We start from the raw sequence: 25077 nt of genomic DNA, 5'->3' as shown, positions 1-25077 counted from the left end.
GATTACCTAAACCGGAGGATGTTGGCGCATTCTTCGGTTTCTATTTTTATTCGATAAGTATCTTGTTATTTTCTATGGTATACTCAAAACCATAGCCCTTACTGAAATACAATATCGCTTCTTCAAAAGTCTCTTCCTCAAAGATGGCAGTGAACAGCTCATCATCAAGTTGCTCGTCATTGTTTACAATTTGCACATCATAGTGTCGCTCCATTTTTTTTATGATTTCTTTGAAAGGAACACTTCTGAACGACAATTGGCCGTTCATCCAACCTGTGAACCGTGATGATTCCACATCTTGCTTATTGAGTTCTTTTTTTCCTTTAATCCAAGAGGACTGTTCATTTGGGGCCAATATGAGCTCTTCATCTGAATTATAAACCTTAACGGAACCTTCCCTAAGGGTCGTCTTGATCTCGATGTCATCACTGTAAGCCTGCACATTGAATTCTGTGCCCAACACTTCTATGTCAAGCCCATCTGTATGGACGATGTAGGGTCTTGAGCTATCTTTGGCCACATCAAAAAATGCCTCGCCTTCGAGGTGTACGTTTCGCTGTCCTGTTTTTGGAAAATTTATTGGATATCGCAGTGAGCTGCCAGCGTTCATATGTACCTTTGTACCGTCGGACAAGACCAGATTAAACCTTTTGCCATAGGGTACTTTCAAAGTATTGTAGGATTTTGGCAAGGATTCATTTTTGAAATACGTAAGCGTTTGTGCTGAAACTTCACCGTACGTCAATTTCTCCTCGCCTATAGAGTTTACTTCACCTATAAAACTTCTCTGACCATTCTCAAATACTACCTCAACCTGTTTGGCACTATGACCCACTGAATTTGTTGTAAACAGTAATGATTTTAAAAAAAGACCTAGACCAAATAAAATTATAACCACAGCGGCATACTTTAAAATGCTATGGGTAATGAATATTTTGGGTTTTTTGCTACCAGAAATTTGTGAAAGCAATTTTTCTTTTGCCAAATTGGCATCAAACTGCCGATTTGCGTTTTTCAGAACATAGTCATCCTGAACATATTGCTTGAAAATAGCCGCATTTTTTTCGTCTTCCAATAAGACTTCCAAAAGCCGATAGTCAACATCGGATATCTCATCCTTTAAATACAGTACGATTAATTTTTGTAGTTCAGAATCGGTCATAATTGGTTCATCTGTTTGTTGATAGGAGTTCAAAAAACCTTTTTACCCTTACTGCGTTTTATCGAATTATTATTTTTTTCTTAAACTTGCCTTCAATAAGTGCTGATGAACTTCAAACTTTTACATAATGACGATGACATGATTAAGGCCCTCATAAAGGGCAATAAATTGTCATTTTCTATGATTTACCATGCTTATCACAACCAACTCTGTCGTTTTGTGTATTCTTTTTCAATGGATAAGGCGCTTGCTGAAGACATCGTACAGCAAACTTTCATAGACCTATGGGAAAAGAGGGATTCGTTAAAAATCCATACTTCTCTCAATGCCTATTTATATAGGTGTGTAAAAAATAAATACCTCAAGCACATCAAGAAAGTGGATAGGCAAACATCTCTGATTGAAGAACTTCGGTTACAGGCGGTCGTTGAAATAGAGGAATTGGATCGGGATATCAAAGAAAAAAGAATATCGGCAATCGAAGGACTTATCGAGACACTACCACCAAAACGAAAAGAAATTTTTATTCTCAATAAATTTCAGAATTACAAATACCGCGAGATTGCTGAAATGCAAAATATTTCGGAAAGAACGGTTGAGAGCCAAATCCGAAAAGCACTCATCACCATCAGGGAAGAACTCAAGCGAATTGAATTAAAAGGACTGCTTTCCACTTTATTGTTCTTCTTTCTTCACTGAACATCAAAATAATTTTATTCCAACACGGCCCAACATCCATATTTTAAAGGCTCTATTGGCTATAACGAACTAGATTTCAAAATATTTATCTTTTTTGGGTAAGGGTATTTTGTGCGGAGGAGGTCTTACTTATAATAAGAATCCTTAACAAGCGCATTGTTTATGTTTACTAAATTCAAAGTTTTACTCTTTTTAATAATTTCTTTTTCAACGTTCGGGCATGCCCAGGTCATCACAGACATACCGCTGCCCGATTCGGTACGACATGGTAAGCTTCAAAATGGGATGACTTACTACATTATGCATAACAGCGAACCTAAAGAGCGGGTAAGCTTCTATTTCGCACAGAATGTGGGTGCCATTTTGGAAGAGGACGATGAAGATGGCCTAGCGCATTTTCTTGAACATATGGCCTTTAACGGATCTAAGAATTTTCCAGGTCGGTCGATGGACGAATACCTTGAATCAAGGGGGTTAAAATTTGGTCGTGACTTCAATGCGTACACCAGTACCGATGAAACGCTTTACAATATTGATAATGTACCTGTCAATGATACGGAACTCATCGATAAATCTTTGCTTATCATGCACGATTGGTCCGGTTCGTTATCCCTTGTAGGAAAGGATATTGACGAGGAGCGCGGCGTAATCGAAGAAGAGTGGCGTTCGAGCCGTAGCCCCGATATGAGGATACGTGAGAAGGTACTCCCTATCATGTTCGCCGGAAGCAAGTATGCGGACAGGGATGTCATAGGCGACCAAAAATTCATTCAAACATTTGAACATGAATCACTTCGAAACTATTATAAAAAATGGTATCGTCCTGATTTACAAGCGGTCATTATCGTAGGGGATATTGACATAGATGACATGGAGGACAAGGTAAAGAAAGTTTTTTCAAAGATTCCCTTACCCAAAGACGCCCTAAAACGACCTTACTATGAAATTCCCGATAACCGGGAAACAAGTTATGTCAAGGCCGTGGAAAAAGGTGCTTCTCGAGCAAGCATACAATTGCTTTTTAAAGAAGATAACCGAAGACAAAAAGATAGTATTTATTTGAGGCAACAAATGATATATACCCTTTTCAAGGGAATCATCAATGGACGTTATGACGAGATAGTTCAAAAGCCATCGGCGGCAAGTTCTTTAATCGATGCGGGTCGGTACGACATGGCACTATATAAAGGAGCCTACTACTTGGAAGTAAACCCTAAGTTGGGAATGGAGAAGCAAGCTGTTCGTGAAGGGTATTCTGAAATTGAGCGTGCTAAGCGTTTTGGCTTTCTTAAAAGCGAATTTGAGCGAGAAAAGCTGAATATTATCACGGAATACCAAAATGCCGTAAGCGAAGAACCTAGGAAAACGAATTATGAGTGGGCAGCGCAGCTAAGTGAGCATTTCTTTAGTGGAGAACCGGTTAAAAGAGCGGATCATGAACTTGAATTTGTTCAAAATACGCTAACGAGCATTACAATTAACGAAGTTCAGGCCGTAGCGGAAAAATTCAATGATATGGCTCAGAGTATCATTGTGGTTACCGGTCCGGATGACGAAAAGGCGAACTATCCATCAAAGGAAGATTTTTTAAAAATCATTGATGATGTTAAGAACAGTAAGTTGGATAGTTACCAAGACAATGTGGCGGACAGCCCTTTAATCGCAAAACAGCTTACTGGTAAACCGTTAAAAGGTGCTTTTTCAATTCATAATGTCGATGACGCGAAAGGGTATATACTCGACAATGGGGCCAAAATAGTGTTTAATCCTTCCAAAAAGAAGGGGGAAAAAGTGGCTATGAAAGCAATAAGTTTTGGAGGCCTTTCTTTGATCGACGAGCAAGACCTGCCATCTGCGAATGGCGTCGATGATCTTATCGAAGTCTCTGGTCTAGGCGCTTTTGACAAAGTTCAATTGAGCAAAAAGCTTGCAGGACGTACAGCAGAAATATATACAAGCCTTAAAGAATATACTGAAGAGCTTGAGGGGGAGTCAAATTTGAAAGATATAGAACTATTGATGCAATTGACATACCTATATTTTGAAGATCCATTTTTTGACCAAGCTGTTTTTGAGGCCAAACTTCCAGTATTCAAAGAACAGTTGGCCCAACTTAACGACAATGAACAGAAGATTTTTTACGATTCCCTGAATATTGCAATGACCAACCGTCATGTAAGAGGTCTGCCCGTAACACCTGAAGATATCGACAAGGTCAATTTTGAAAAAAGCAAATCTATTTATCAAGAGCGCTTTACAGATGCAGACGACTTCGTTTTTGTATTTACGGGTAACTTTAATCAAGAGGAAGTTTTAAAAAGTGCCCAAAAATACTTGGGTAATATTACAACTTTACCTCGTGAAGAAAAGTGGAGGGACAATGGTATGAGACCGAAGAACGGTTTTTTCTCATCAAGGTTTGAAAGAGCTATGCCCAACCCACAGACGAGTATTTTCTACGGTCTATCTGTAGAATTGCCCTATACATTGGAAAACGAGTTGTTGCTTTCGATTGTCAAATCTGTTTTGGATACCAGATATGTGGATACCATACGAGAGGAAGAAGGCGGCAGCTATGGTGTTCGTGTTTTAGGCGAAGTTGAGCGCATACCAAGCGAACGAATGAATCTGTTGGTCGTTTTTAATTGTAATCCCGAAAAACAGGAGGAACTCTTGAAAATCGTAAAGGAAGAAATATCTACGATCGCTAAAAATGGCCCTAACGTTTCCTATGTTGAGAAAACAAAGAAAAATTTGATTAAAAATCGCGAAGAGCAAGTGCGTGAAGATGGTTTCCGGGAAAAAGAAATCTTGAATGCCATGATGTATGAATCACAACATGTCTCATTAGATGATTACCAAAAAGCGGTGGAAAAGATTAGCCCGGAAATGATTCAAAACTTCATGCAAAAATATGTTGATGAAGCCAGTGTGATTGAGGTGATTATGAATCCTAAAAAAGAAAAATAGATGATGTTTTTCGATGAAATATAGCAACTGTAAAATTGAAAGGCTATATAGTGTCTAAACTTAAAACGACTTTTTACTTAGATTAGAGTTAGTTAGAAAAAGGGCAGATTGAAGAGTATTCAATCACCCTTTTTCGTTTTGAAGTTTAGCCATGGCATGGCGACTATATTTCTGAACAACAAGGAAATTTATTATGATTAGATATTTGATTTTATTATTTCTAATTTCAACAACTCAGGTATTTTCCCAAATTTTGGAGCCTGTTAAATGGTCAACCAGGACGGAGAAAATTTCGGATACCGAGTACAGTTTGATCTCAAGGGCCGTTATCGATCCGGGCTGGCATTTGTATTCCCAGACGGTTCCCGAGGACGGCCCGATACCGACCAGTTTCGTTTTCGACGATTCGGACGGCAGTTTCGAACTTTTGGGCGGTACGTCGGAAGGGGAGGGCCATACGGTCAACGACCCAGTATTCGGTATGCGCATAAAGTACTTTGGCGATAGCGCCGAATTCGTGCAGCGTATCAAGGTCTTGGGCGATGTGGGTACCGTTGGTGCGGTCGTCGAGTTCATGGTCTGCGACGATAGCAGATGTCTCCCGCCGACGGAGGTGGACCTAAGGTTCGCTTTGGGGAACGGTCCGGATACCTTCATGGGGGAAAGTGCGGAAGAGTTGCGGCCAAAAACGAACGATACCGCGGTTATTGCCGACAAAAGCCCGGCGCCCGGAACACTAAGGGGGCTTTGGTCCATTTTTTTCATCGCCTTCATCTCTGGCTTTGCCGCGTTGTTGACCCCCTGTGTCTTCCCGATGATCCCGCTTACGGTGAGCTTTTTCACCAAACAGAGCAAGAGCAGGGCCTCGGGCATTCGTAACGCCGTTCTGTACGGAATGAGCATAGTAGCCATCTATGTGCTTTTGGGTACGGCGGTGACGGCCATTTTCGGTGCAGACTCCCTCAATGCGCTTGCGACCAATGTCTGGTTCAACCTTATCTTCTTTTTACTGCTGGTGGTCTTTGCGGTTTCCTTTCTCGGGGCCTTCGAGATCGCCCTGCCCGGTTCATGGGCGAACAAGGTGGACGAGCAGTCCTACAAAAAGGGGGGTATCATCGGCATCTTTTTCATGGCCCTTGCCCTGGCGATAGTCTCCTTTTCCTGTACGGGCCCCATCGTGGGCACATTGTTGGTAGAGGCGGCCTCAAAGGGCGGTCTTGCACCGATTATCGGGATGCTGGGTTTTTCATTGGCCATAGCGTTGCCCTTCGCACTGTTCGCGGCTTTCCCGGGCTGGATGAACACCTTGCCCAGGTCGGGGGGCTGGCTCAACACGGTAAAGGTCGTTCTGGGCTTTTTGGAGCTGGCGTTGGCCTTTAAGTTCCTGTCCCAGGCCGATCTTGTCCTGCAGTTGCACTGGTTGGAGCGTGAGGTCTTCCTTGCCATTTGGATAGCGATCTTCCTTGGCCTTGCCCTGTACCTCTTCGGAAAGGTCCGACTGCCGCACGATCCGCCGCTGGCGCATATCTCGGTAGGGCGATTGGGCCTTGGGCTGCTGACCCTGACCTTCGTTGTGTATATGCTGCCGGGCATGTGGGGGGCGCCCTTGAACCTGATCAGTGCCTGGTTGCCTCCGCAGGAATACAGCGAATCCCCCTACGGCGTGGGGTTCGCCAAAACGGGCGGCACCGTTTCGGGCGCCGGTCACGAAGACCTACCGGAAGGGGCGCACCTGTTGCCCCCCCACGACATTATCGCCTTCAACGATTACGATAAGGGCCTTGCCTACGCCAAGCAGGTGGGCAAACCCGTGCTGTTGGACTTTACGGGCTGGGCCTGTGTGAACTGCCGTAAAATGGAGCAGAACGTCTGGCCGAAACCGAGGGTACTCGGTATTCTGAAGAACGATGTCGTACTGGTTTCCCTTTATGTGGATGACAAAAGGCCCCTGCCCGAGGACGAGATCACGGACTCCAAGCTTCGCCCGGGCAAGAAACTGAGATACATCGGACAGAAATGGAGCGAACTGCAGGCCCTTCGTTACCGGGCCAATTCGCAGCCCTTCTATGTGATGATGGGCCATGACGAGGAAAACCTTGTCGAACCGGTGGCCTATACCCCCGATATGGACCAATACCATGGCTGGCTGAAAAAGGGTATCGAGAATTTTAGGAAATAACCAAAGGATATGAACATGGAGACCAACTTGGAAAGACATTTCGAAACCTTCAGGGAAGGGATAATCGGAAGGAACGAGACCTTTAAAAATAATAATGGCGAACACCGATTGTTATATGCCGATTGGACGGCTAGTGGCCGATTGTACTGGCCCATAGAGGAAACCATGGCGCACAGGGTCGGCCCGTGGGTGGCCAATACCCATACGGAGACTTCGCTCACGGGGGCGACCATGACGAGGGCCTATCATAAGGCGCGACAGGTCATAAAGAAACACGTGAACGCATCGGAGGACGATGTATTGATATGCTGCGGTACGGGTATGACAGGCGCTATGAACAGGCTTTTGCGCATTCTTGGTCTGCGTGTACCTGAACAGTTAAAGCCCTATTTGGATATTGCGGAAAAGAAATTCCCGATAGTTTTCATATCCCATATGGAACATCATAGTAACCATACACCATGGTTGGAGACGTTGGCCGAAGTGAAATTGATTCCACATACCGAAGACGGACTTGTAGACTTGGAAGCTCTGGAACGATTACTCAAATCCTATCGGAACAGAGATAAAATCGTATCGGTGACGGCATGCTCGAACGTAACGGGTATTGAGCTACCCTATCGCAAGATTTCCAGACTGGCCCACGAAAACGATGCACTTTGTTTTGTGGATTTTGCCTGTAATGCACCCTATGTCGATATCGACATGAATCCCAATGAGACCGAATATATCGATGCCATTACCTTTTCACCCCATAAATTTTTGGGAGGTCCCGGTAGCAGTGGCGTGCTGATATTCAAGAAGAAGCTTTACGAATTATCAGCTCCTGAAAATCCTGGTGGCGGTACGGTCGTCTTTACCGACCCGTGGGGCAACCACAGGTACAAAAAGGATATTGAGGAACGTGAGGACGGTGGTACTCCAGGTTTTTTGCAGACCATACGAACGGCAATGGCGATTCGGTTGAAAGAAAAAATGGGAACGCAACATATCGCCCGACGTGAAGAACAGATAAATGCAATGGTATTCGAAAGACTTGAAAAAGTGGAAGGCCTTACCATTTTGGCCTCTCAACATAGAAAAAGGCTTTCCATCTTCTCTTTTTCCTTGGAGGGATTGAACTATGATCTCGTTGTCAAACTTCTGAACGATAAATTTGGAATACAGGCCAGGGGCGGTTGTTCCTGTGCGGGCACCTATGGTCATTATTTGATGAATATCGATGAAGAGCGGTCGAAGCAGATCATGGCGGGAAGTGAGCTCGGGTGCGTCATAAACAAACCTGGTTGGGTGCGCATTTCGTTCCATCCCACGATGACCGACAGCGAAATCGAAAAGGTATGCGATGCGGTTGAACGCGTAGCAAAAAAGGGAATGGGATGGAAAAAAGAGTATCGCTTTACACCTTTCGGATATCGGCCGAAAAATCAGGAGAATGATTTCTTGGTATCGCTCGAACAATGGTTCGACGAAAAAGATCAAGGGAAAACTTTGAGCAATAGGTAAATATGATAGCTACAAAATCGAGAAGGCAGAGCCAAGTGACCGATACGATTCTTATGGTCAGACCAACCAAGTTTCGAATGAACGAGGAAACGGCCGTGAACAATTATTTTCAGGAAAACCAGGCTGGGGATGAAAAAGATATCAACGATAGGGCAAAGAAAGAGTTTGATACATTTGCGAAAATTCTCAAAGACCATGGTATAAATGTCTTAATAGTCGAGGACAGTAACAGCTCGGACACCCCTGACTCCATATTTCCCAATAATTGGATTTCTTTTCATGAAGACGGAACCGTTGTTCTCTATCCCATGTTCGCGGAGAATCGAAGAAAGGAACGCCAGCTCGATATATGGAAAGTTCTTAACTTATCTGGTTTTGATTCTACAAAAGTAAAGGATTATTCTAATTCGGAACAATTTGGTCAATTTCTGGAAGGTACCGGTAGCATGGTCTTGGACCGTGAAAAAAGACTTGCTTATTGTGCGCTATCGGATAAGGCCCACCCAGATCTGCTTGAAAAATTTTGCTTCGATATGGGGTATACGCCAATTTCATTTTCGGCGTTTCAGGATGTTGGCGGCCAACGAAAACTCATTTATCATACCAACGTGATGATATGTATCGCAAATAGATTCGTTATCATTTGTTCAGAGTGTATTGATGATGATTTGGAAAGAAAAAATGTCATAGAACACCTTAAACAATCCAGTAAACATATCATCCATATTTCAGAAAAGCAGATGTCCAATTTTGCTGGGAATATGCTTCAAGTAAGAAATAACCAAGGTTACGAATATTTGATAATGAGCAGTGCTGCCGCAAATAGTCTTTTGCCGCATCAAATCATAAATATCCAAAAGTATTGTGATATAGTTCATACTGATCTCAGTACAATTGAAATCTGCGGTGGTGGTAGTGCAAGGTGTATGATGGCGGAAGTATTTTTGCCTAAAAGAAGCGGATTGTAGCGTACAGAAAAAACCAAACATAATATCAAATTAATAACAACATTTAGCAGTAAATAATGGTTGAGCTTTCGTCTATTATAGGTGTCATCAATGGAATTTTTAAAACGGGTTAAAAGGTTCAGAAATGCAATAAATTCCTAAATCCCCGGGGATCTCAGTCTTTGGAATTAGAAAGTAACAGTAAATAATTTCCTTTTTTAAATGCAAATCAATCAAAAAATTAAACTCACTATAGAGGCCGATGCAGGGCAACGGCTTATAAGCCGAATTTCCAATGTTTTACTTAGACCGAATTTGGATATTCTACATTTTCAATTTGAAAAAATCGAAGAACATTCTTCTTTGTTCGAAATTATTCTAAATGTTTCAAATGACGACTTTAATAGGATTGTTTTACAAATGGAGAAACAAGTTGATGTTAAGAAGGTTTCCTACAAAGAGAGCAAATAAATGGTAAGGTCAAAGAGACTAAAACACTCATTTTTTTATTCCTTTTATATACGTTCCTCATTTTATTGGAGTCTTCAAAAGTGTTCCAATCAGATAATCAACCAATTAGGTAGATGTAAAGTTGATTAATATATTTCTTTGTGGAATTATTTTACGGTCTTCATTTTTTGATGACTTCCTTTGAGCAAACGGAGCAAGGCAATATGCCTTTCATTTTATATTCGTTAAGTTAGTTGAAAATACTGCGATAAATCCGCTATTTTATATTACCATAAATTACGCTCAATAATTGAATATGAATTGCATAGGACGATAATTTTTGAAATTAGAGGTGTCCGTAGAATACCAATATTTTCACCAGTAATTCTAACCGTAAGTTATAGCCTATTAAAAAGGACACTATTAATCAATGAAGAAAGACATAGAAAACATTATTTTTTCGCGGTTCGTTAATCAACCTATTCCCTTTGAATTTATCTCCATTAAAGAACTTTATAAACGGTGCAAGGAAAGTGCGTATGATCTATCAAATCCGCATAGGATTGAATTTAACGCCATGATATTAGTTACCGAAGGTGAAGGTATCCATACTATTGATTTCAGGGAAGAGATTTTGTCACCTGGGGTAATCTTACCCTTGACAAAAGATCAGGTCCACGCCTTTGACAAAGAGCTTCGGGTCAAAGGATTTGTAATTTCTTTTGAAGAAATCTTCATTACTCAGAACATAAGTGAGAAAAACCTATTTCATTTCCTGCATATCTACCATACTCCAAGCATACTGATCGGAAAAGAAAATATATCAGCTTTAAATCCGACTTTACAGCTTCTTCAAAACTTGCATGAAGATTCCAATCTTGTTATGAAATCTGAAATCATCAACGCGGTTTTTATGTCTTTATTATTACAAATTAAGCGATGCTCCATTTATCAGCACAAAACTTTTGAAAGTCAACGGTTTAAAGACTTTATTAGCTTCAAACAGTTGATTACCGAATGCTACCATGAGAGTCATAATGCAAAGGATTATGCTCAAAAACTATCCGTGTCCTACAAATATCTAAATGACATCTGCAAGCAGATCGGTAATAAAACAGCCAAGGCTTTTTTAGATAGCTGGTTACTGTTAGAGGCCAAGCGCAACATTTCAGAGGACAAATATACTTCCCAAGAGATTGCCTATAAAATGGGGTTTAACGAACCTTCGAATTTTATTCGGTTTTTTAAGAAATTCACTAGTGTTACCCCGAATCAATTTCAGCAGAAATTGAAAAAATCCACTTCCGGTTAGAGATTGACTATCAGTTTGCAAGCATAGATAATCTAATTCCAGTTGTTTGACAAGACATTTGTACCAAACAAAATTGGTATAAAATGACATTGCAAGAACAACTGGAACAGATGCGCAACGCCACTATGGAAAGAATGCCGCGTTCAATAATCAAAGTGTTTACTGATAGTATCGCTGAAATCAGAAAAAATCAGTTAAAGGAAAATGCACTGAAGGTAGGGGACCATGTTCCAGATATGAATCTTCAAACCATCAATGGACATAATTCATTGTTAAGCGATTTGATAGAACAGGAATTCCTGATCCTAAACTTTTATAGAGGGGGTTGGTGCCCATACTGTAATATGGAATTACGAGAATATGAAAGACTACGTAAAGCCTTCAACGAGTTGGATGCGGATATTGTTGGAATAAGTGCCGAAATACCAGAACTGGCGGTTAAAACAAGCGATAAAAATGCACTTTCTTTTCCTGTATTGACAGATTTTGATGCCGAATTAATGAAAGCCATAGGCATAGTATTTCAACTTGACGAAGCCTCTAAAAAGGAATTCGAAAATTTCGGGATGGATTTCACTAGAGTTCATGGGAACAATAATTTTGAATTGCCTGTTCCTGCAGTATATGTTATCAATAGGAAAATGGAAGTCGTGTTCGTCCATTTCGAGGAAGATTACATGACACGACTCGAACCCACAGAACTTTTGAACATTTTGAAAAACAACTTAATAACCGAAAAGATTTAATATTATGAAAAGAAACAAAATCATTTATTGGATTTCAACTGGATTACTTTGTGCGTTATTCATGTTTAGTGCAATGATGTATTTTTTTAACTATCCAAGGATCGAAGGCTTTTTTATAAACCTAGGGTTTCCCGTTTGGATTATTTATCCATTGGCAGTACTGAAAGTTTTTGGAGTTATAGCCATACTTACTAAAAAAGTGAACTTATTAAAAGAACTAGCTTACGCAGGGTTTTTATATGACGCAATACTTGCTTTAAGTGCGCACATAATAGTCGATGATGGTGAGTTTATGCCTGCTGTAATTGCCATAGTTGCTACTGCAGTTTCATGGGTTTATGACAGAAAAGTATTCGGAAATTATGAGCAAGATTTAAAAAAAATAAATGTATAAAATTATGAAAAGAGATAAGATTATTTACTGGACAGCAACAGCGATTATAAGTTTTTTGTTTGCTTCGGGTGCTCTAATGTACCTTTTTAATTACGATTATGCGCATCAATTTTTCATAAGTCTGGGATTTCCTACTTGGATTATATATCCATTAGCAGTGCTAAAAATTCTGGGGCCTATTGTGATATTGACCAGAAATTCGTTGTTCTTAAAAGAATTAGCCTATGCAGGTTTTCTTTTTGACGCAATTCTTGCAGTTGCCGCTCATATTATGGTGGGTGACGGATTTATATACCATGGACTTGCTGCTATCATCTTGACTATAGTTTCATGGAGGTATGATAGGAAGTTATTTGGGGCATATGTACAAAAAGCAAGCACTAAATACAAGCATCATGACGCTCACGATAGTTAGTCGGATGCTAAATGTGGTATTTCTAGCTATCGTTATGTTTTCCTGTAATGAAACTAATAATGAAAATTCCAAGATGAAAAAACAAGATGAAAAAACAGAATTAGGATTAAAAAGGGCTATAAATAGATTAATAGAACCAGATGAGAACTTTGGTGTGGCTCAACTTGATGCTATCTACCATGATGATATGATGGTTATTATGATAGACCCAAATGACAATAAAACTACTTTTAAAAAGGATGCATTTAAAGAACTGATCGCATCTAAATTGGAAGGTGAAGAACGCACAAAGAATTCTTGGGCAAAATTTATTCATTTAGAAGTCAATGAAGATAGAGGCCATATCGTCGTAAAAAGAAGGGTAAATTTTACTGAAGAAAAAAGCGAACTGATAGTGATTCTAGATTTCGTTTGGGAAGATAATCGCTGGCAAATAATTAGAGAAAATATATTAATCCAGCCGCTATAGGATAGGATACCATTTTTGAAAGAAACAAGAGCCATCTCCATTACAGGTGGCTCGTGTTTTTAGAACAACTCCAAAAATTATGACCTTAATAAAGAGGCATTGAAAATCCAATTACTCAATAATGGGAAAGAAATGGACTCTATTCCAAGGACAAACCTCTTTCTAAAAATAAAAACCCCTAATACAGTAAGTGTATAATACAAATAAAATCACAGATAGAACTATACAGCTCCTCAACATAAATACTCAGGTATATTGATAACTTTTGCAATAAAAAGATACCATTTAACAACCCTTTACGTTATTTGGAGAAACCAAAATTCAATCACCTTTTTTGATATTCAAACTTCTATGTGAAACTTCTTCAAGTTCAGTTTTCGTAATTAGCCAAAACTAATCCTTTAATATTAAGAATTCTCTAGTTATTAAGCTCTATAACAATTCGTAAAATTGCAAACTACCATAAAAGAGATTAAGAATCTTTTTTAAATAGCTAACTCTGCGATTATCAAATTGTTTAAATATCTAGCAGGGACATTTTTTACTGGATACCTGATTCTAATATTACCACTAGTGTGGATTATATTTCACCATATATGAACTTATTATTTTGCAAATGCAACTAGTTTTGTAGTGTTGTTTGTAGAATATTTTATGATAAAAAAAGTAGTAACCTTCGGTGAAATTATGCTCCGTTTGGCACCTCCAGGTTTTTTAAGATTTTCCCAGGCCAATAATTTTGATGTGCTATACGGTGGAGGTGAATCCAATGTGGCAGTATCACTCGCCAATTATGGTGTACCCGTAGATTTTGTAACACGTTTACCAAAAAACGATATTGGCGAATGCGCTTTGATGGAAATGCGCAAAAGGGGTGTAGGTACTGATAAGATTGTTTTTGGTGGAGATCGTCTAGGAATATATTTTTTGGAAACAGGTGCTGTTTCTCGGGGATCTAAAGTAGTATATGACCGAGCCCATTCCGCAATTGCAGAGATTGAATCGGGAATGATCGATTGGGATGCCGTTTTTAAAGATGTTGAGTGGTTCCATTGGACAGGAATTACCCCCGCAATTTCTCAAGGAGCTGCCGATGTATGTCTGGAAGCAGTAAAAGCTGCAGACAAAAAGGGAATCACTATTTCCACAGATTTGAACTACCGTGCAAAACTCTGGAACTACGGAGGTGACCGTGAAGCGATTATGACTGAACTAACTTCGTATTGCGATATTATTTTAGGAAACGAAGAAGATGCCGAAAAACACTTTGGTATTCATCCAGAGGGATTGGACGTTCATAAAGATGGTCATGACGTTAAGGCGGAAGCTTTCCTATCGGTCTGTAAACAGATGATGAAAAAATTCCCAAAGGCCAAAAAGGTAATCACAACACTTAGAGGTTCCATTTCTGCATCGCACAATACATGGGCTGGCGTGTTATGGGACGGCTCAAAAATGTACGAAACACGTCAATACCAAATTACCGACATCGTCGATAGAGTAGGAGGGGGCGATTCATTCATGGGCGGTCTTATTTACGGATTATTAAAATATCCTGAAGACGACCAAAATGCACTTGATTTCGCAGTGGCGGCATCCTGTTTAAAACATACCATCAAAGGAGATGCGAATTTGGTAACCGTAGCCGAGGTAGAAAAGCTAATGGGTGGTGACGCTTCGGGTAGAGTGGCGCGATAAGTGCTCTAAAAAGTGGTTATTTCAATAGTCTAAAAATCATATAGTCCATAAAAATGGCGCAATATTCAAGAATTGAAGTAGCAACGGTTATGAAGGAATCAGGAATGGTTCCATTGTTTTACCATCCCGATATCGAGTTGGGTAAAAAGGTTTTAAAGGCCTGTTATGATGGAGGCGCGCGCCTTATTGAATTTACGGCTCGCGGTGATTTCGCCCTTGAAGTGTTTTCATCGCTGAATAAATACGCGATTAAAGAACTCCCCGGAATGATTATGGGAGTTGGTTCAATAACCGATGCGGGAGCAGCTAGTATGTTCATGCAGATGGGAGCTAATTTCATTGTTACCCCATCCCTTCGGGAAGATATTGCAATGGTTTGTAACAGAAGAAAAGTACTCTGGTCTCCCGGTTGCGGTTCCTTGACCGAAATAAACAAAGCCGAGGAATTAGGTTGTGAAATCGTAAAACTCTTTCCAGGTTCAACTTACGGCCCTGGGTTTGTAAAAGCTATCAAAGGCCCACAACCATGGACGAGTGTCATGCCTACAGGAGGTGTAAGTACCGAAGAATCCAATCTTAAGGGATGGTTCGATGCAGGGGTCACCTGTGTCGGTATGGGTTCTAAACTTATTAGTAAAGAAATACTCGTTAATGAGAATTTCGGTGAATTGAAAAAAAAGGTATCCAATACGCTTGCACTTATCAAAAAATTGCAGGCCTAACAATTTTCATATGAAAACTTTTATAAGTGATGATTTTTTGTTGCAAAACCAATTTGCTATTTCGCTATACCATGGATATGCCAAGGAGCTGCCCATAATCGATTATCATAATCACCTTTCACCAAACGAAATTGCCCATAATCGGGTTTTTGAAAATATTAGTCAGGTTTGGCTGGCAGGCGACCATTACAAATGGAGAGCAATGCGTGCCTTGGGGATTGATGAAGAATATATTACTGGGAAGGCTTCCGACAAAGAGAAGTTTTTGAAATGGGCGGAAACCGTTCCATATACTGTAAGGAACCCCTTGTACCATTGGACCCATTTGGAATTACAACGATATTTTGGAATCGATGAACTGTTATCAACTACGAATGCGGAATTAATTTATGATATCAGTTCAAAAAAATTACAAGAAACAACTCATCATACATTGGGTCTGTTACAACAAAAGAAGGTGGAATTTCTTTGCACAACCGATGACCCAACTGATAGCTTGGAGTATCATAAAAGCATTCAAGAACAAGGAATTTCACCTAAGGTGTTTCCAACCTTTCGACCAGACAAGGCTTTTGCTGTTGAAGACACAGAGAGTTATTTGCGATTCGTTGAAAAACTTGAAACCGCTGTAGGAAATCGTATCAATAGTTATGATGATTTGCTTTCTGCTTTGGAAAACAGAATCGATTATTTTCATGAAGCGGGTGGGAGACTTGCCGATCACGGTTTGGAGCAATTATATTATTTTGAAAAGGAGGAATACAATTGTAAAAAACTTTTCGTGAAGCTGAAAGATGGAAAATCACTTTCTGCTAATGAGGTACATTTTTTTAAGTCGAAAACCTTACTCTTTCTTGCTAGACAATATTACAAACAAGGATGGACGCAACAGTTTCATTTGGGAGCAATTCGAAACAATAACACAAGATTATTAAGGTCTTTAGGACCCGATACAGGTTTTGATTCCATGGGTGATTTTTCGCAAGCGAGGGCTTTAAGTGGATTTTTAAACGATTTAGACAGTACCAACGAGCTTGCAAAAACCGTCCTTTACAATTTAAACCCGTCAGATAATGAGGTTTTCGCAACTATGGCCGGGAACTTTAATGATGGAACTATTAAAGGAAAAGTTCAATTTGGTTCGGCATGGTGGTTTTTAGACCAAAAAGACGGCATGGAAAAACAATTAAATACATTATCGAATATGGGCCTGCTAAGTTGCTTTGTAGGTATGCTAACGGATTCTCGCAGTTTTCTTTCCTTTCCTCGGCATGAATATTTTAGAAGGATTCTTTGCAATCTTATTGGGAAAGATGTTGAAAATGGCGAGTTACCTCAGGACGAAAAATGGCTAGGCAAGATTGTGAGTGATATATGCTACAATAATGCCAAAGAGTATTTCGGAATATAATTTTCTTAAAAGCCAAATTGTCTTGGTAGCCAAAGACTTAATTCAGGAAAATAAGTTACCAAGAATAAAGAAATAATCATTGCGATAAACAGTGGCAATAGGGGTTTTACCACCTTTTCTATGGATGTTTTTGCAATACCCACGCCAACAAACAACACAGAACCTACAGGGGGCGTACAAAGACCAATACAAAGGTTGAGAACCATAATAATTCCGAAATGAACAGGGTCTAGACCCAAGGTAGTAACTACGGGTAAGAAAATAGGGGTGAAAATAAGTACAGCCGGAGTCATATCCATAAAAATTCCCACGAATAACAAGAGTAGGTTAATAATCAAAAGAATTACAACGGGATTATCACTTAAAGCCAATAGGCCTGAACTTATATCCTGAGGAATGTTTTCGTAGCTCAATGCCCATGACATGCTCATAGACGCTCCTATCAATAGCATCACAATAGCCGTAGTTGCTGTAGAATCAAGCAAAATCTGAGGCATTTTAGGCAAATTGATTTCACTATAAAAAAGCCCCAATAAGAAACTATATAAGACAGCAATGGCCGATGCTTCGGTGGCCGTAAAAATACCGGTGACAATTCCCCCGATGACTACTACCAACATAAAAAGACTCGGCAAGGCATCAACAAATGTTTTGAAAACCTGTTTCATACTACTTCTTTTGCCAACCTTGTAGCCTTTTTTCCTGGCCCAAATGGAAGCTACGATCATAAGAAAAAGCCCCGTAAGAATTCCTGGGATATAACCTGCCAGAAATAACGCTGCAATGGAGGCACCGCCACTAGCCAAGGAATAGACAATCAATACATTACTTGGAGGGATTATCAAGCCCGTGGTCGCCGCAGTAATATTCACTGCCGCTCCAAACTCTCTCGAATAACCTTCCTTTTCCATTTCAGGGCCTAGGATACTTCCCATTGCCGATGCAGCTGCCATGGCAGATCCTGCAATAGCGCCCATAAGCATGGCTGAGATAATATTGATTAGTGCCAAACCACCTGGTAAGGCCCCAACCAATGTTTTGGCGAAGGCAATTAGTCGATGGGCAATACCGCCCTTGTTCATTAATTCCCCTGAAAGTATAAATAGGGGTATCGCTAAGAGGGCGAAACTATCTAATCCAGTCCCCAAACGTTGGGAAACCGTTGTAGCTGCTGGCAAAATAGGAATACTAACCAGAAGCGTGAGTAATGATGAAATGGCAATACTCCATGCGACAGGTGTTCCAATGGCCAAGAGACATATAAAACTCAACACTAAAACAAGTATGGGGACATATTCCATGGCTATTCTTTTTTTTGGATATCTGAAATTTTGTAGTAGATGATAAGGAGACCACTGAGAGGAATTACCATGTATACCACCGCCAATGGCACCTGAAGTGCAGGGGAATTTTGACCCAGAACATATGTTATGTACACAAGTCTTGAGCCTCCAATAACCATTGCTAGAAAGCAAAAAAGAATAATCAATACTCGCACGATTAGTTTTAATCTTCTTTGTGCCGGTTTACTTAAACGTCTGGGTATTACATCAATCGCTACGTGCATATTTCTACCCGCGACATAGGCGGCTCCCAAAATACCTATCCATATCATGAGATAGCGGGCCAATTCATCGGTGAATGAACTGGGCGAACCTAGAATGAATCTGCTGGCAACCTGCCATAGTACATTAATGACCATAATAGCCATTATAATGACCAGAAAATTAGCCAAAATCTTATCAACGGTTTTTCTCAGGTCCATAAGCTAAATTTTTGTTCATTTTATTTAGTGTTCTGTATTTTTTTGATTAAATCAAACATTTCCGGTTCATTCTTATACTTATCAAAAGAATCCTTGATTTTATCGGAAAACAATTTTTTATCGGGCCGAATGATTTGCACACCAGCTTCTTCTAGGGCCTTTAAGGCCTCATTTTCGGCTTCTAACCAAAGTTTACGTTGGTAGACAACGGAAGTTTCCACAGCTTGCTTTAACCAGCCCTGTTCTTCGGCTGACAATTTTTCCCAAAGATGAGGCCCTGCTAAGAGAACATCAGGTAAAACAGTGTGTTCGTTCAAGGTATAGTACTTACAAACCTCGTAATGTCTTGAAAGATAAAAACTGGGCGGGTTGTTTTCCGCACCATCTACAACCCCTTGTTGTAAGGCTGTATAAAGTTCACCCCAAGAAATAGGGGTAGGTGAGCCTCCAAGACCACGAACCATGTCCATAGCCGTAACACTTTCCATTACCCGAATTTTTTGACCTTCCAAATCTTCTGGGGTTCGAACGGGTTTCTTTGTGTAAAAACTTCTACTACCAGCGTCATAATAACCGAGGCCTTTAAGCCAATATTTTTCTCCGTCTTCTAATAATTGCTGTCCTATTGGCCCATCCAGTACTTTAAAAGCATGTTCCCTTCCACGAAACAGAAAAGGGAGCCCTAAGACTTTCATTTTAGGGGCAAAATTTTCCAACACTCCTACGGAAACCTTCGTCATATCCAAACTCCCGATTTGTAGTAATTCCAAGCATTGACGTTCAGTTCCTAGTTGTTGACTGGGGTAAATTTCGAGTTTTAGTTTGCCAGCTGAAATACGCTCCAAGTCTTCACCCATTTTTACCATGGCCTTATGAACGGAATGGCTAACATCTAGCCCATGCCCTAATCGTAGCGTTTTTGAACCCTTCGCTTCTGAACAAGAATTGATAAGAGCTGAAATCAGAATCAGTACTAAAAGGTTCCTAAATTTCATTTTTATTCTTTAATCGTTACATTCAATGGATTTTTTAATCGCTCCGAGAAGTCGTTCAAGTAGCTATCCCACTCGGCTTTATTGGTAAACTGACCACTTTTCTTCCACCCAAAACCGGCATAATAGACAGCTTTGTTGTTTTTTGTTTTGATGTGGGCGAATAGGTTGCTCTCATCTTTTCTCTCGGTTACAAAATGTTCATGGCCTATCATACCATTTTCCGGTACGACTATTCCTGTACCTAATTCCGAATCTTCATGGGGTTCCCAATAGCTTATCCAATTGTTGTTTTCATCTACCCCGATTTCCCCATCTTTTTCATGCAGGGTAAGTCCGGCTGAGATAGTGTCAGTTCCTTTAAGGGTAATCTCAAATTTGGATAAGTTACTACCATAGTCAAGCGTTATCTTTTTCTCCTCTGATATTTTGTTTCCCGCGGCATCCCAATCTGCATAGGTCAATACGAAGCTGGTACGAACGGGTCCCGTGCTCAGTGTTTTCCATGAAGTAAAATTCTTTGAAATATGATAAGTAGTATCAATCTTTTTGGCGATGCCACCGATCCCTCTACTGATTCCTACGTGAAAATTATCAAGGCCTTCGCCGTCATCTTTATGGTAACTTCCATCTGTTTCCAGTTCTTTTTTATACCATTTGTTTATGATGGGGTAATCTACTCGTTTTAACCATGCATCCATACCGCTTGATAAGGTGCCGCCCTTAATACCCTCCTCTTTCATTTTTTGTGCGGTAGGGCCATAAGTTCTAAACGCGACCCGATTGTTTTCCCATGCGTAATCATCGGTTCTCTCTGGTACGAATCGAGAATAGCAAGCTGGTATATAGTCAATTTTGGATGATTTATCAGAAACGGTTACCTTAAAGATTCTTTCACCATTTGCGGGAACTTCAGGCTGAAATAGAATTGCATCTAGCTGCCCATCACCGTTGGAATCGGATTGTTGTGTAACTACTTCTTTTTGGGTTATGGCATCACTAAGAATAATATTTCCATTTATATTACCCAATTCCAGAGAAGCAATATCCACGGAAACCGTTTCAAAGGAACGTTCGATATCCATTGAATTATTCACTACAATCGTTTTACCACCTTTGTCATCTTCACCACATGACAAAAGCAGCATTAGTGTAAATAAGGAAATATAAAGGTTATGATTTTTCATGCTCGATTCTATTAGTTCTCATTTGAGGGTTTACCAATTGTCGCCAGAATTCCGCCGTCGACATAAAGTATATGACCGTTTACAAAATCGCTTGCCCTTGAGGCAAGAAAAATAGCTGCTCCAGCTAAATCATCTGGGTCACCCCATTTGGCCGCTGGGGTTCGGTTTATGATAAATTCATTAAAAGGATGCCCGTCAACTCGAATTGGAGCTGTTTGCAAAGTGGCAAAATAACCGGGACCAATGCCATTAATCTGAATGTTGTGTTTTGCCCATTCCGTAGCCATGTTCTGCGTTAGCATTTTAAGGCCGCCTTTTGCCGCTGCGTAAGCTCCCACGGTATTTCTGCCGAGTTCGCTCATCATCGAACAAATATTGATTATTTTTCCTTGCTTGCGGGCAATCATGGTTTTGACAACATGTTTTGACATGATAAACGGACTTACCAAATCGATATCTATAACTTCCTTGAAATCGGCCACCTCCATCTCCTCCAAGGGCGTTCTTTTAATGATACCCGCATTATTAACAAGAATGTCAATTGGTCCGACCTCACTTTGAATTTTGCTAAGAGCATCGAGCACTTGGGCTTCATCCGCTACATTAAATTTGTACCCTACGGCTTTGACACCCTCTCTTTCATAGTGTTTTACAGCGTCATCGATTTTTTGTTGTGAAGAGTTTCCGTTTACAATGATGGTAGCACCAGCTTTGCCAAGTCCATTTGCCATAGCCATTCCAAGTCCGTGGGTACTTCCTGTAACCAAAGCTATTTTTCCCTTAAGGTTGAAAAGTTCCGTACTCATATAGCTATCTTAAATCTGTTATTTTGGCAACATCCATATCGCTATAGTCCAAATTCTCTCCGGCCATACCCCAAATGAACGTATAGTTCGAGGTTCCGGAGCCGCAGTGTATTGACCAAGGTGGCGATATCACTGCTTCATGATTTTGCATCCAAATATGTCGTGTTTCTTGAGGTTGTCCCATAAAATGACAAACAGACTGTCCTTCTGGAACATCTAAATAAAAGTAAATCTCCATTCTGCGGTCATGAACATGGGCGGGCATCGTATTCCAAACGCTGCCTGTTTTCAATTCGGTCATTCCCATTTGAAGTTGGCAAGTAGTTACCACACCGCCGATAATCATCTGACTTACCGTGCGATGGTTTGCAGTTTCCATGGACCCTAATTCTAATTTATTAGCTGCTGCCAAAGTCACTTTTTTGGTAGGATATGTAGTGTGCGCAGGTGCGGAATTCAAATAAAATTTAGCTGGTTTTCCGGCATCATCACTTTTGAAAATAACTTCTTTAGCGCCCATGCCTACATACAATGCATCTTTATGTCCTAGTTTGTAGGATGTTCCGTCAACTTCAACAGCGCCACTACCTCCTATATTGATAATGCCTAGTTCACGTCGTTCCAAAAAATATTCGGCTTTTAGAGGGTCAATTGCCTCTAGCTTTAAAGAACCTTGGGGAACTGCAGACCCAGCAATATACCTATCATAATGTGTATAGGTTAAATTGATTTTTCCTTTTTGCATTAGACTATCGATGAGAAATTCATCTCGTAATTCGGTAGTGTTATATTTCTTAACTGCTTCTGGGTGGGAAGCATATCTTGTTTCGTACGATATTGACATTATATTGTGTTTAAGTTTTTTCTGTTTAGTTTAAAATCGATTTTCTAATTCCTAGTTCGAGGCCTCGTAATTCAGCAAGACCTCTTAACCTTCCTATTCCAGAATACCCGGGATTGGTTTTCTTCTTTAAATCATCAAGCATCTTATGTCCATGGTCTGGTCTCATGGGCATTCGTCTATCTTTTCTTCCAGCCAATCTTCTCTTTTCTTGTTCTTTCACCAAAGCTTTCATAACAGCGTACATGTCAACATCACCTTCTAGATGATTGGCTTCGTGAAAATTACCTTCCTCATCACGTTTTGTACTTCTAAGATGAATAAAATGAATACGACAGCCCAAACGTTCTACCATACCGGCCAAATCATTGTCCTCGCGAACACCAAACGAACCTGTGCAAAAAGTAAGTCCGTTATTTGGGCTATCAACTGCGTTGTATAGCTCAATAATATCATTTTCGGTACTGACCACTCTCGGCAATCCTAATATTGGATAAGGGGGGTCATCGGGGTGGATGCACATCAAGACCCCAGCGTTCTCCGCTGCAGGGATAATGTGCCCTAGAAATTCGAACAGGTGTTTTTTGAGCTGTGTTGGCCCAATGGCCCCATAGGTTGCGAGAATATTGTTGAATTCATCCAACGAATAACCTTCTTCCGCACCAGGCAGACCAGCTATAATATTGTTGGAGAGTTGTTGTCTTTCTTCGGCCGTAAGTTTATTGTAATACGACTTTGCAGCCTCTTTTTGTTTGTCGTTGTACGTTTCTTCGGCTCCAGGTCTTTTCAATAAATAGAGCTCAAATGCAGCAAACGCGGCAGCCTCAAATCGTAAAGCGGTAGACCCATCATCAACTTCGTAATTCAGGTTCGTACGTGTCCAATCTAAAACGGGCATGAAATTGTAGCAAACGATATCAATTCCACAAACACCTAAATTGGAAAGTGTTTTTTTGTAGTTTTCAATATATGCCATATATCCATCTGCCTGTGTTTTGATAGCCTCATGAATCGGAACACTTTCCACAACGGACCAACTAAGTCCGGCAGCTTCTATTTCATTCTTTCTTTTATTAATTTCCGAGACGGTCCATATCTGCCCGTTGGGTATGTGATGTAATGCGGAGACTACCCCAGTAGCACCCGCCTGTTTTATATCTTCTAAAGATACTGGGTCATTGGGCCCGTACCAGCGCCAAGTTTGTTCCAATGTCAAATTCATTTTATGTTCGTTAAATTCAATTATACTCCACTAAAAGCGCTAAACCCGCCATCAACGGGTACTACAACTCCGGTCACAAACGAGGCCCCTTCGCTACAAAGCCACAATGTTGTTCCGATAAGGTCTTCTGGCTCCCCAAACCTTCCCATAGGTGTCTGACCTATGATGGTATTCCCCCTAGACGTTAACGAACCATCTTTGTCGGTTAACAGTGCTCTATTTTGGTCGGTTAAGAAAAACCCTGGAGCCAAGGCATTAACCCTGATACCGACTTTTGAAAAGTGAACCGCCAACCATTGCGTAAAATTAGACACAGCTGCTTTAGCGCCGCTATATGCAGGAATTTTGGTCAAGGGAGTAAATGCATTCATAGAGGAAATATTGAGAATGCTACATCCCTCTCTGCCCACCATGTCTCTAGCAAAAACCTGAGTTGGTAAAAGTGTTCCTATAAAATTGAGATTGAAGGTGAATTGAATGCCATCAGCATCTAAGTCAAAAAAAGTTTTAAAACCCTCCGCTGTGTTTTTGAGGTCTTCTTCTTTTAAGTAAGGGTTGCTTGTTGTTCCCAAGGGATGATTGCCTCCCGCTCCATTAATCAAAATATCACATGGCCCTAGCTGCCTGTTTACTTCCTTTTTTGCCAAATCCAACGATTCTTTTTTCAATACATTGGCCTTTACGCCTATGGCTTCACCTTCGTAAGAGTTAATAGAATCTACAACCATATTGGCAGCTTCTATGTTTAAATCTAAGACAGCAATTTTGTGACCTTCTTTGGCTAATGCCTGTGCTAAGGTACTACACAGGACACCTCCCGCACCTGTTAGAACAACGACTTTTTTACTCATATAGTACTGTTTAATATCCTATTTAGATGGTAATATGCTATTTGCACTACCTTTTTCTCAAATTTCATTTTTTTAATTTAAACGGACTAATCATAGCAATAAACAATAGTACACAAAGGGTGTAATTAAGTCCATTTGGATAACCTTAAATGTAAAGGCAATAGAAAATACATCCGTCCTGTGCTATCTTGTACAAGAAAACAACATAGGTTTTTTCAAGTGTTTTCAAAACAAGAAATTCATACTAACCTGGTTGACTTTTTCAGAAATCAATTCGTCTTTGTTTAGATTTTAAATGGAAAAGTAACCCAATGCTTAATGTCCCCTTTTGGA

Annotated in this window: 23 protein-coding genes; 14 read left to right on the top strand and 9 right to left on the bottom strand. The window is 40.4% G+C overall.

Annotated features, from left to right (window positions below):
* Positions 1 to 46 precede the first annotated feature (46 nt).
* Positions 47 to 1195: a FecR family protein gene (locus tag FEE95_RS14180; RefSeq protein ID WP_138658668.1), complete on the bottom strand. Its 1149-nt coding sequence runs from the start codon at positions 1193 to 1195 to the stop codon at positions 47 to 49.
* Between the two features lie 72 nt (positions 1196 to 1267).
* Between FEE95_RS14180 and FEE95_RS14175 the strand changes: the two genes are divergently transcribed.
* The 14 genes from FEE95_RS14175 to uxaC all read left to right on the top strand — a co-directional run bounded on the left by FEE95_RS14175 (position 1268) and on the right by uxaC (position 17080).
* Positions 1268 to 1861 carry an RNA polymerase sigma-70 factor gene (locus FEE95_RS14175; protein ID WP_138658667.1) on the top strand — a complete coding sequence of 198 codons (594 nt, stop codon included), beginning with the start codon at positions 1268 to 1270 and terminating at the stop codon, positions 1859 to 1861.
* Positions 1862 to 2023: 162 nt separating this feature from the next.
* On the top strand, positions 2024 to 4831 hold the full coding sequence (locus FEE95_RS14170; protein WP_138658666.1) for a M16 family metallopeptidase: 2808 nt from the start codon (positions 2024 to 2026) through the stop codon (positions 4829 to 4831).
* A 193-nt stretch (positions 4832 to 5024) separates the two neighbouring features.
* Positions 5025 to 7010: a protein-disulfide reductase DsbD family protein gene (locus FEE95_RS14165; RefSeq protein ID WP_138658665.1), complete on the top strand. Its 1986-nt coding sequence runs from the start codon at positions 5025 to 5027 to the stop codon at positions 7008 to 7010.
* Positions 7011 to 7025: 15 nt separating this feature from the next.
* Positions 7026 to 8516: an aminotransferase class V-fold PLP-dependent enzyme gene (locus FEE95_RS14160; protein ID WP_238474584.1), complete on the top strand. Its 1491-nt coding sequence runs from the start codon at positions 7026 to 7028 to the stop codon at positions 8514 to 8516.
* Positions 8517 to 8518: 2 nt separating this feature from the next.
* Positions 8519 to 9484: a citrulline utilization hydrolase CtlX gene (gene ctlX, locus FEE95_RS14155; RefSeq protein WP_138658663.1), complete on the top strand. Its 966-nt coding sequence runs from the start codon at positions 8519 to 8521 to the stop codon at positions 9482 to 9484.
* A gap of 201 nt (positions 9485 to 9685) precedes the next feature.
* Positions 9686 to 9934 carry a hypothetical protein gene (locus FEE95_RS14150; protein ID WP_138658662.1) on the top strand — a complete coding sequence of 83 codons (249 nt, stop codon included), beginning with the start codon at positions 9686 to 9688 and terminating at the stop codon, positions 9932 to 9934.
* Between the two features lie 409 nt (positions 9935 to 10343).
* Positions 10344 to 11225, top strand: a complete 882-nt coding sequence (locus FEE95_RS14145; RefSeq protein WP_138658661.1) for a helix-turn-helix domain-containing protein — start codon at positions 10344 to 10346, stop codon at positions 11223 to 11225.
* A gap of 83 nt (positions 11226 to 11308) precedes the next feature.
* Entirely contained in the window at positions 11309 to 11971 is a 663-nt protein-coding gene (locus FEE95_RS14140) for a peroxiredoxin-like family protein (protein WP_138658660.1), read from the top strand.
* A gap of 4 nt (positions 11972 to 11975) precedes the next feature.
* Positions 11976 to 12365: a DoxX family protein gene (locus tag FEE95_RS14135; protein WP_138658659.1), complete on the top strand. Its 390-nt coding sequence runs from the start codon at positions 11976 to 11978 to the stop codon at positions 12363 to 12365.
* Between the two features lie 4 nt (positions 12366 to 12369).
* A complete protein-coding gene (locus FEE95_RS14130) occupies positions 12370 to 12780 on the top strand; it encodes a DoxX family protein (RefSeq protein WP_138658658.1) in 411 nt (136 codons plus the stop codon).
* Between the two features lie 73 nt (positions 12781 to 12853).
* Positions 12854 to 13249: a nuclear transport factor 2 family protein gene (locus FEE95_RS14125; RefSeq protein WP_138658657.1), complete on the top strand. Its 396-nt coding sequence runs from the start codon at positions 12854 to 12856 to the stop codon at positions 13247 to 13249.
* 657 nt (positions 13250 to 13906) lie between these two features.
* A complete protein-coding gene (locus FEE95_RS14120; RefSeq protein WP_138659190.1) occupies positions 13907 to 14947 on the top strand; it encodes a sugar kinase in 1041 nt (346 codons plus the stop codon).
* 53 nt (positions 14948 to 15000) lie between these two features.
* Positions 15001 to 15669 (top strand): bifunctional 4-hydroxy-2-oxoglutarate aldolase/2-dehydro-3-deoxy-phosphogluconate aldolase, encoded by a 669-nt coding sequence (locus FEE95_RS14115; RefSeq protein WP_138658656.1) that lies wholly within the window; start codon positions 15001 to 15003, stop codon positions 15667 to 15669.
* Between the two features lie 10 nt (positions 15670 to 15679).
* Positions 15680 to 17080 carry a glucuronate isomerase gene (gene uxaC, locus FEE95_RS14110; RefSeq protein WP_138658655.1) on the top strand — a complete coding sequence of 467 codons (1401 nt, stop codon included), beginning with the start codon at positions 15680 to 15682 and terminating at the stop codon, positions 17078 to 17080.
* A gap of 5 nt (positions 17081 to 17085) precedes the next feature.
* Here uxaC and FEE95_RS14105 read toward each other — a convergent pair whose 3' ends face one another.
* From FEE95_RS14105 to FEE95_RS14070, 8 genes are read right to left on the bottom strand one after another with little or no spacing between them, the layout of a single operon-like run.
* Entirely contained in the window at positions 17086 to 18381 is a 1296-nt protein-coding gene (locus tag FEE95_RS14105) for a TRAP transporter large permease (RefSeq protein ID WP_138658654.1), read from the bottom strand.
* Between the two features lie 2 nt (positions 18382 to 18383).
* On the bottom strand, positions 18384 to 18845 hold the full coding sequence (locus FEE95_RS14100) for a TRAP transporter small permease (RefSeq protein WP_138658653.1): 462 nt from the start codon (positions 18843 to 18845) through the stop codon (positions 18384 to 18386).
* Between the two features lie 20 nt (positions 18846 to 18865).
* Positions 18866 to 19840 carry a TRAP transporter substrate-binding protein gene (locus tag FEE95_RS14095; protein WP_138658652.1) on the bottom strand — a complete coding sequence of 325 codons (975 nt, stop codon included), beginning with the start codon at positions 19838 to 19840 and terminating at the stop codon, positions 18866 to 18868.
* 2 nt (positions 19841 to 19842) lie between these two features.
* Positions 19843 to 21024 carry a DUF4861 family protein gene (locus FEE95_RS14090; RefSeq protein WP_138658651.1) on the bottom strand — a complete coding sequence of 394 codons (1182 nt, stop codon included), beginning with the start codon at positions 21022 to 21024 and terminating at the stop codon, positions 19843 to 19845.
* Positions 21025 to 21035: 11 nt separating this feature from the next.
* Positions 21036 to 21830 (bottom strand): gluconate 5-dehydrogenase, encoded by a 795-nt coding sequence (locus FEE95_RS14085; RefSeq protein ID WP_138658650.1) that lies wholly within the window; start codon positions 21828 to 21830, stop codon positions 21036 to 21038.
* 4 nt (positions 21831 to 21834) lie between these two features.
* Positions 21835 to 22674, bottom strand: a complete 840-nt coding sequence (gene kduI / locus FEE95_RS14080) for a 5-dehydro-4-deoxy-D-glucuronate isomerase (RefSeq protein WP_138658649.1) — start codon at positions 22672 to 22674, stop codon at positions 21835 to 21837.
* A 25-nt stretch (positions 22675 to 22699) separates the two neighbouring features.
* Positions 22700 to 23881, bottom strand: a complete 1182-nt coding sequence (gene uxuA, locus FEE95_RS14075; protein WP_212748451.1) for a mannonate dehydratase — start codon at positions 23879 to 23881, stop codon at positions 22700 to 22702.
* A 32-nt stretch (positions 23882 to 23913) separates the two neighbouring features.
* On the bottom strand, positions 23914 to 24744 hold the full coding sequence (locus tag FEE95_RS14070; RefSeq protein WP_138658648.1) for an SDR family oxidoreductase: 831 nt from the start codon (positions 24742 to 24744) through the stop codon (positions 23914 to 23916).
* Positions 24745 to 25077 lie beyond the last annotated feature (333 nt).

It is taken from the genome of Maribacter algarum (ex Zhang et al. 2020) (assembly GCF_005885635.1).
Classification (GTDB): domain Bacteria; phylum Bacteroidota; class Bacteroidia; order Flavobacteriales; family Flavobacteriaceae; genus Maribacter_C; species Maribacter_C algarum.
The sequence above is the reverse complement of the archived record's forward strand: the minus strand, read 5'-3'. Positions and strand labels throughout refer to the sequence as shown.

Bases quoted from the DNA above. Each gene is read 5' to 3' on its own strand.
- FEE95_RS14175 (WP_138658667.1), top strand. From the start codon at position 1,268: ATGAACTTCAAACTTTTACATAATGACGATGACATGATTAAGGCCCTC.
- FEE95_RS14170 (WP_138658666.1), top strand. From the start codon at position 2,024: ATGTTTACTAAATTCAAAGTTTTACTCTTTTTAATAATTTCTTTTTCA.
- FEE95_RS14165 (WP_138658665.1), top strand. From the start codon at position 5,025: ATGATTAGATATTTGATTTTATTATTTCTAATTTCAACAACTCAGGTA.
- FEE95_RS14160 (WP_238474584.1), top strand. From the start codon at position 7,026: ATGGAGACCAACTTGGAAAGACATTTCGAAACCTTCAGGGAAGGGATA.
- ctlX (WP_138658663.1), top strand. From the start codon at position 8,519: ATGATAGCTACAAAATCGAGAAGGCAGAGCCAAGTGACCGATACGATT.
- FEE95_RS14150 (WP_138658662.1), top strand. From the start codon at position 9,686: ATGCAAATCAATCAAAAAATTAAACTCACTATAGAGGCCGATGCAGGG.
- FEE95_RS14145 (WP_138658661.1), top strand. From the start codon at position 10,344: ATGAAGAAAGACATAGAAAACATTATTTTTTCGCGGTTCGTTAATCAA.
- FEE95_RS14140 (WP_138658660.1), top strand. From the start codon at position 11,309: ATGACATTGCAAGAACAACTGGAACAGATGCGCAACGCCACTATGGAA.
- FEE95_RS14135 (WP_138658659.1), top strand. From the start codon at position 11,976: ATGAAAAGAAACAAAATCATTTATTGGATTTCAACTGGATTACTTTGT.
- FEE95_RS14130 (WP_138658658.1), top strand. From the start codon at position 12,370: ATGAAAAGAGATAAGATTATTTACTGGACAGCAACAGCGATTATAAGT.
- FEE95_RS14125 (WP_138658657.1), top strand. From the start codon at position 12,854: ATGAAAAAACAAGATGAAAAAACAGAATTAGGATTAAAAAGGGCTATA.
- FEE95_RS14115 (WP_138658656.1), top strand. From the start codon at position 15,001: ATGGCGCAATATTCAAGAATTGAAGTAGCAACGGTTATGAAGGAATCA.
- uxaC (WP_138658655.1), top strand. From the start codon at position 15,680: ATGAAAACTTTTATAAGTGATGATTTTTTGTTGCAAAACCAATTTGCT.
- FEE95_RS14105 (WP_138658654.1), bottom strand. From the start codon at position 18,381: ATGGAATATGTCCCCATACTTGTTTTAGTGTTGAGTTTTATATGTCTC.
- FEE95_RS14100 (WP_138658653.1), bottom strand. From the start codon at position 18,845: ATGGACCTGAGAAAAACCGTTGATAAGATTTTGGCTAATTTTCTGGTC.
- FEE95_RS14095 (WP_138658652.1), bottom strand. From the start codon at position 19,840: ATGAAATTTAGGAACCTTTTAGTACTGATTCTGATTTCAGCTCTTATC.
- FEE95_RS14090 (WP_138658651.1), bottom strand. From the start codon at position 21,024: ATGAAAAATCATAACCTTTATATTTCCTTATTTACACTAATGCTGCTT.
- FEE95_RS14085 (WP_138658650.1), bottom strand. From the start codon at position 21,830: ATGAGTACGGAACTTTTCAACCTTAAGGGAAAAATAGCTTTGGTTACA.
- kduI (WP_138658649.1), bottom strand. From the start codon at position 22,674: ATGTCAATATCGTACGAAACAAGATATGCTTCCCACCCAGAAGCAGTT.
- FEE95_RS14070 (WP_138658648.1), bottom strand. From the start codon at position 24,744: ATGAGTAAAAAAGTCGTTGTTCTAACAGGTGCGGGAGGTGTCCTGTGT.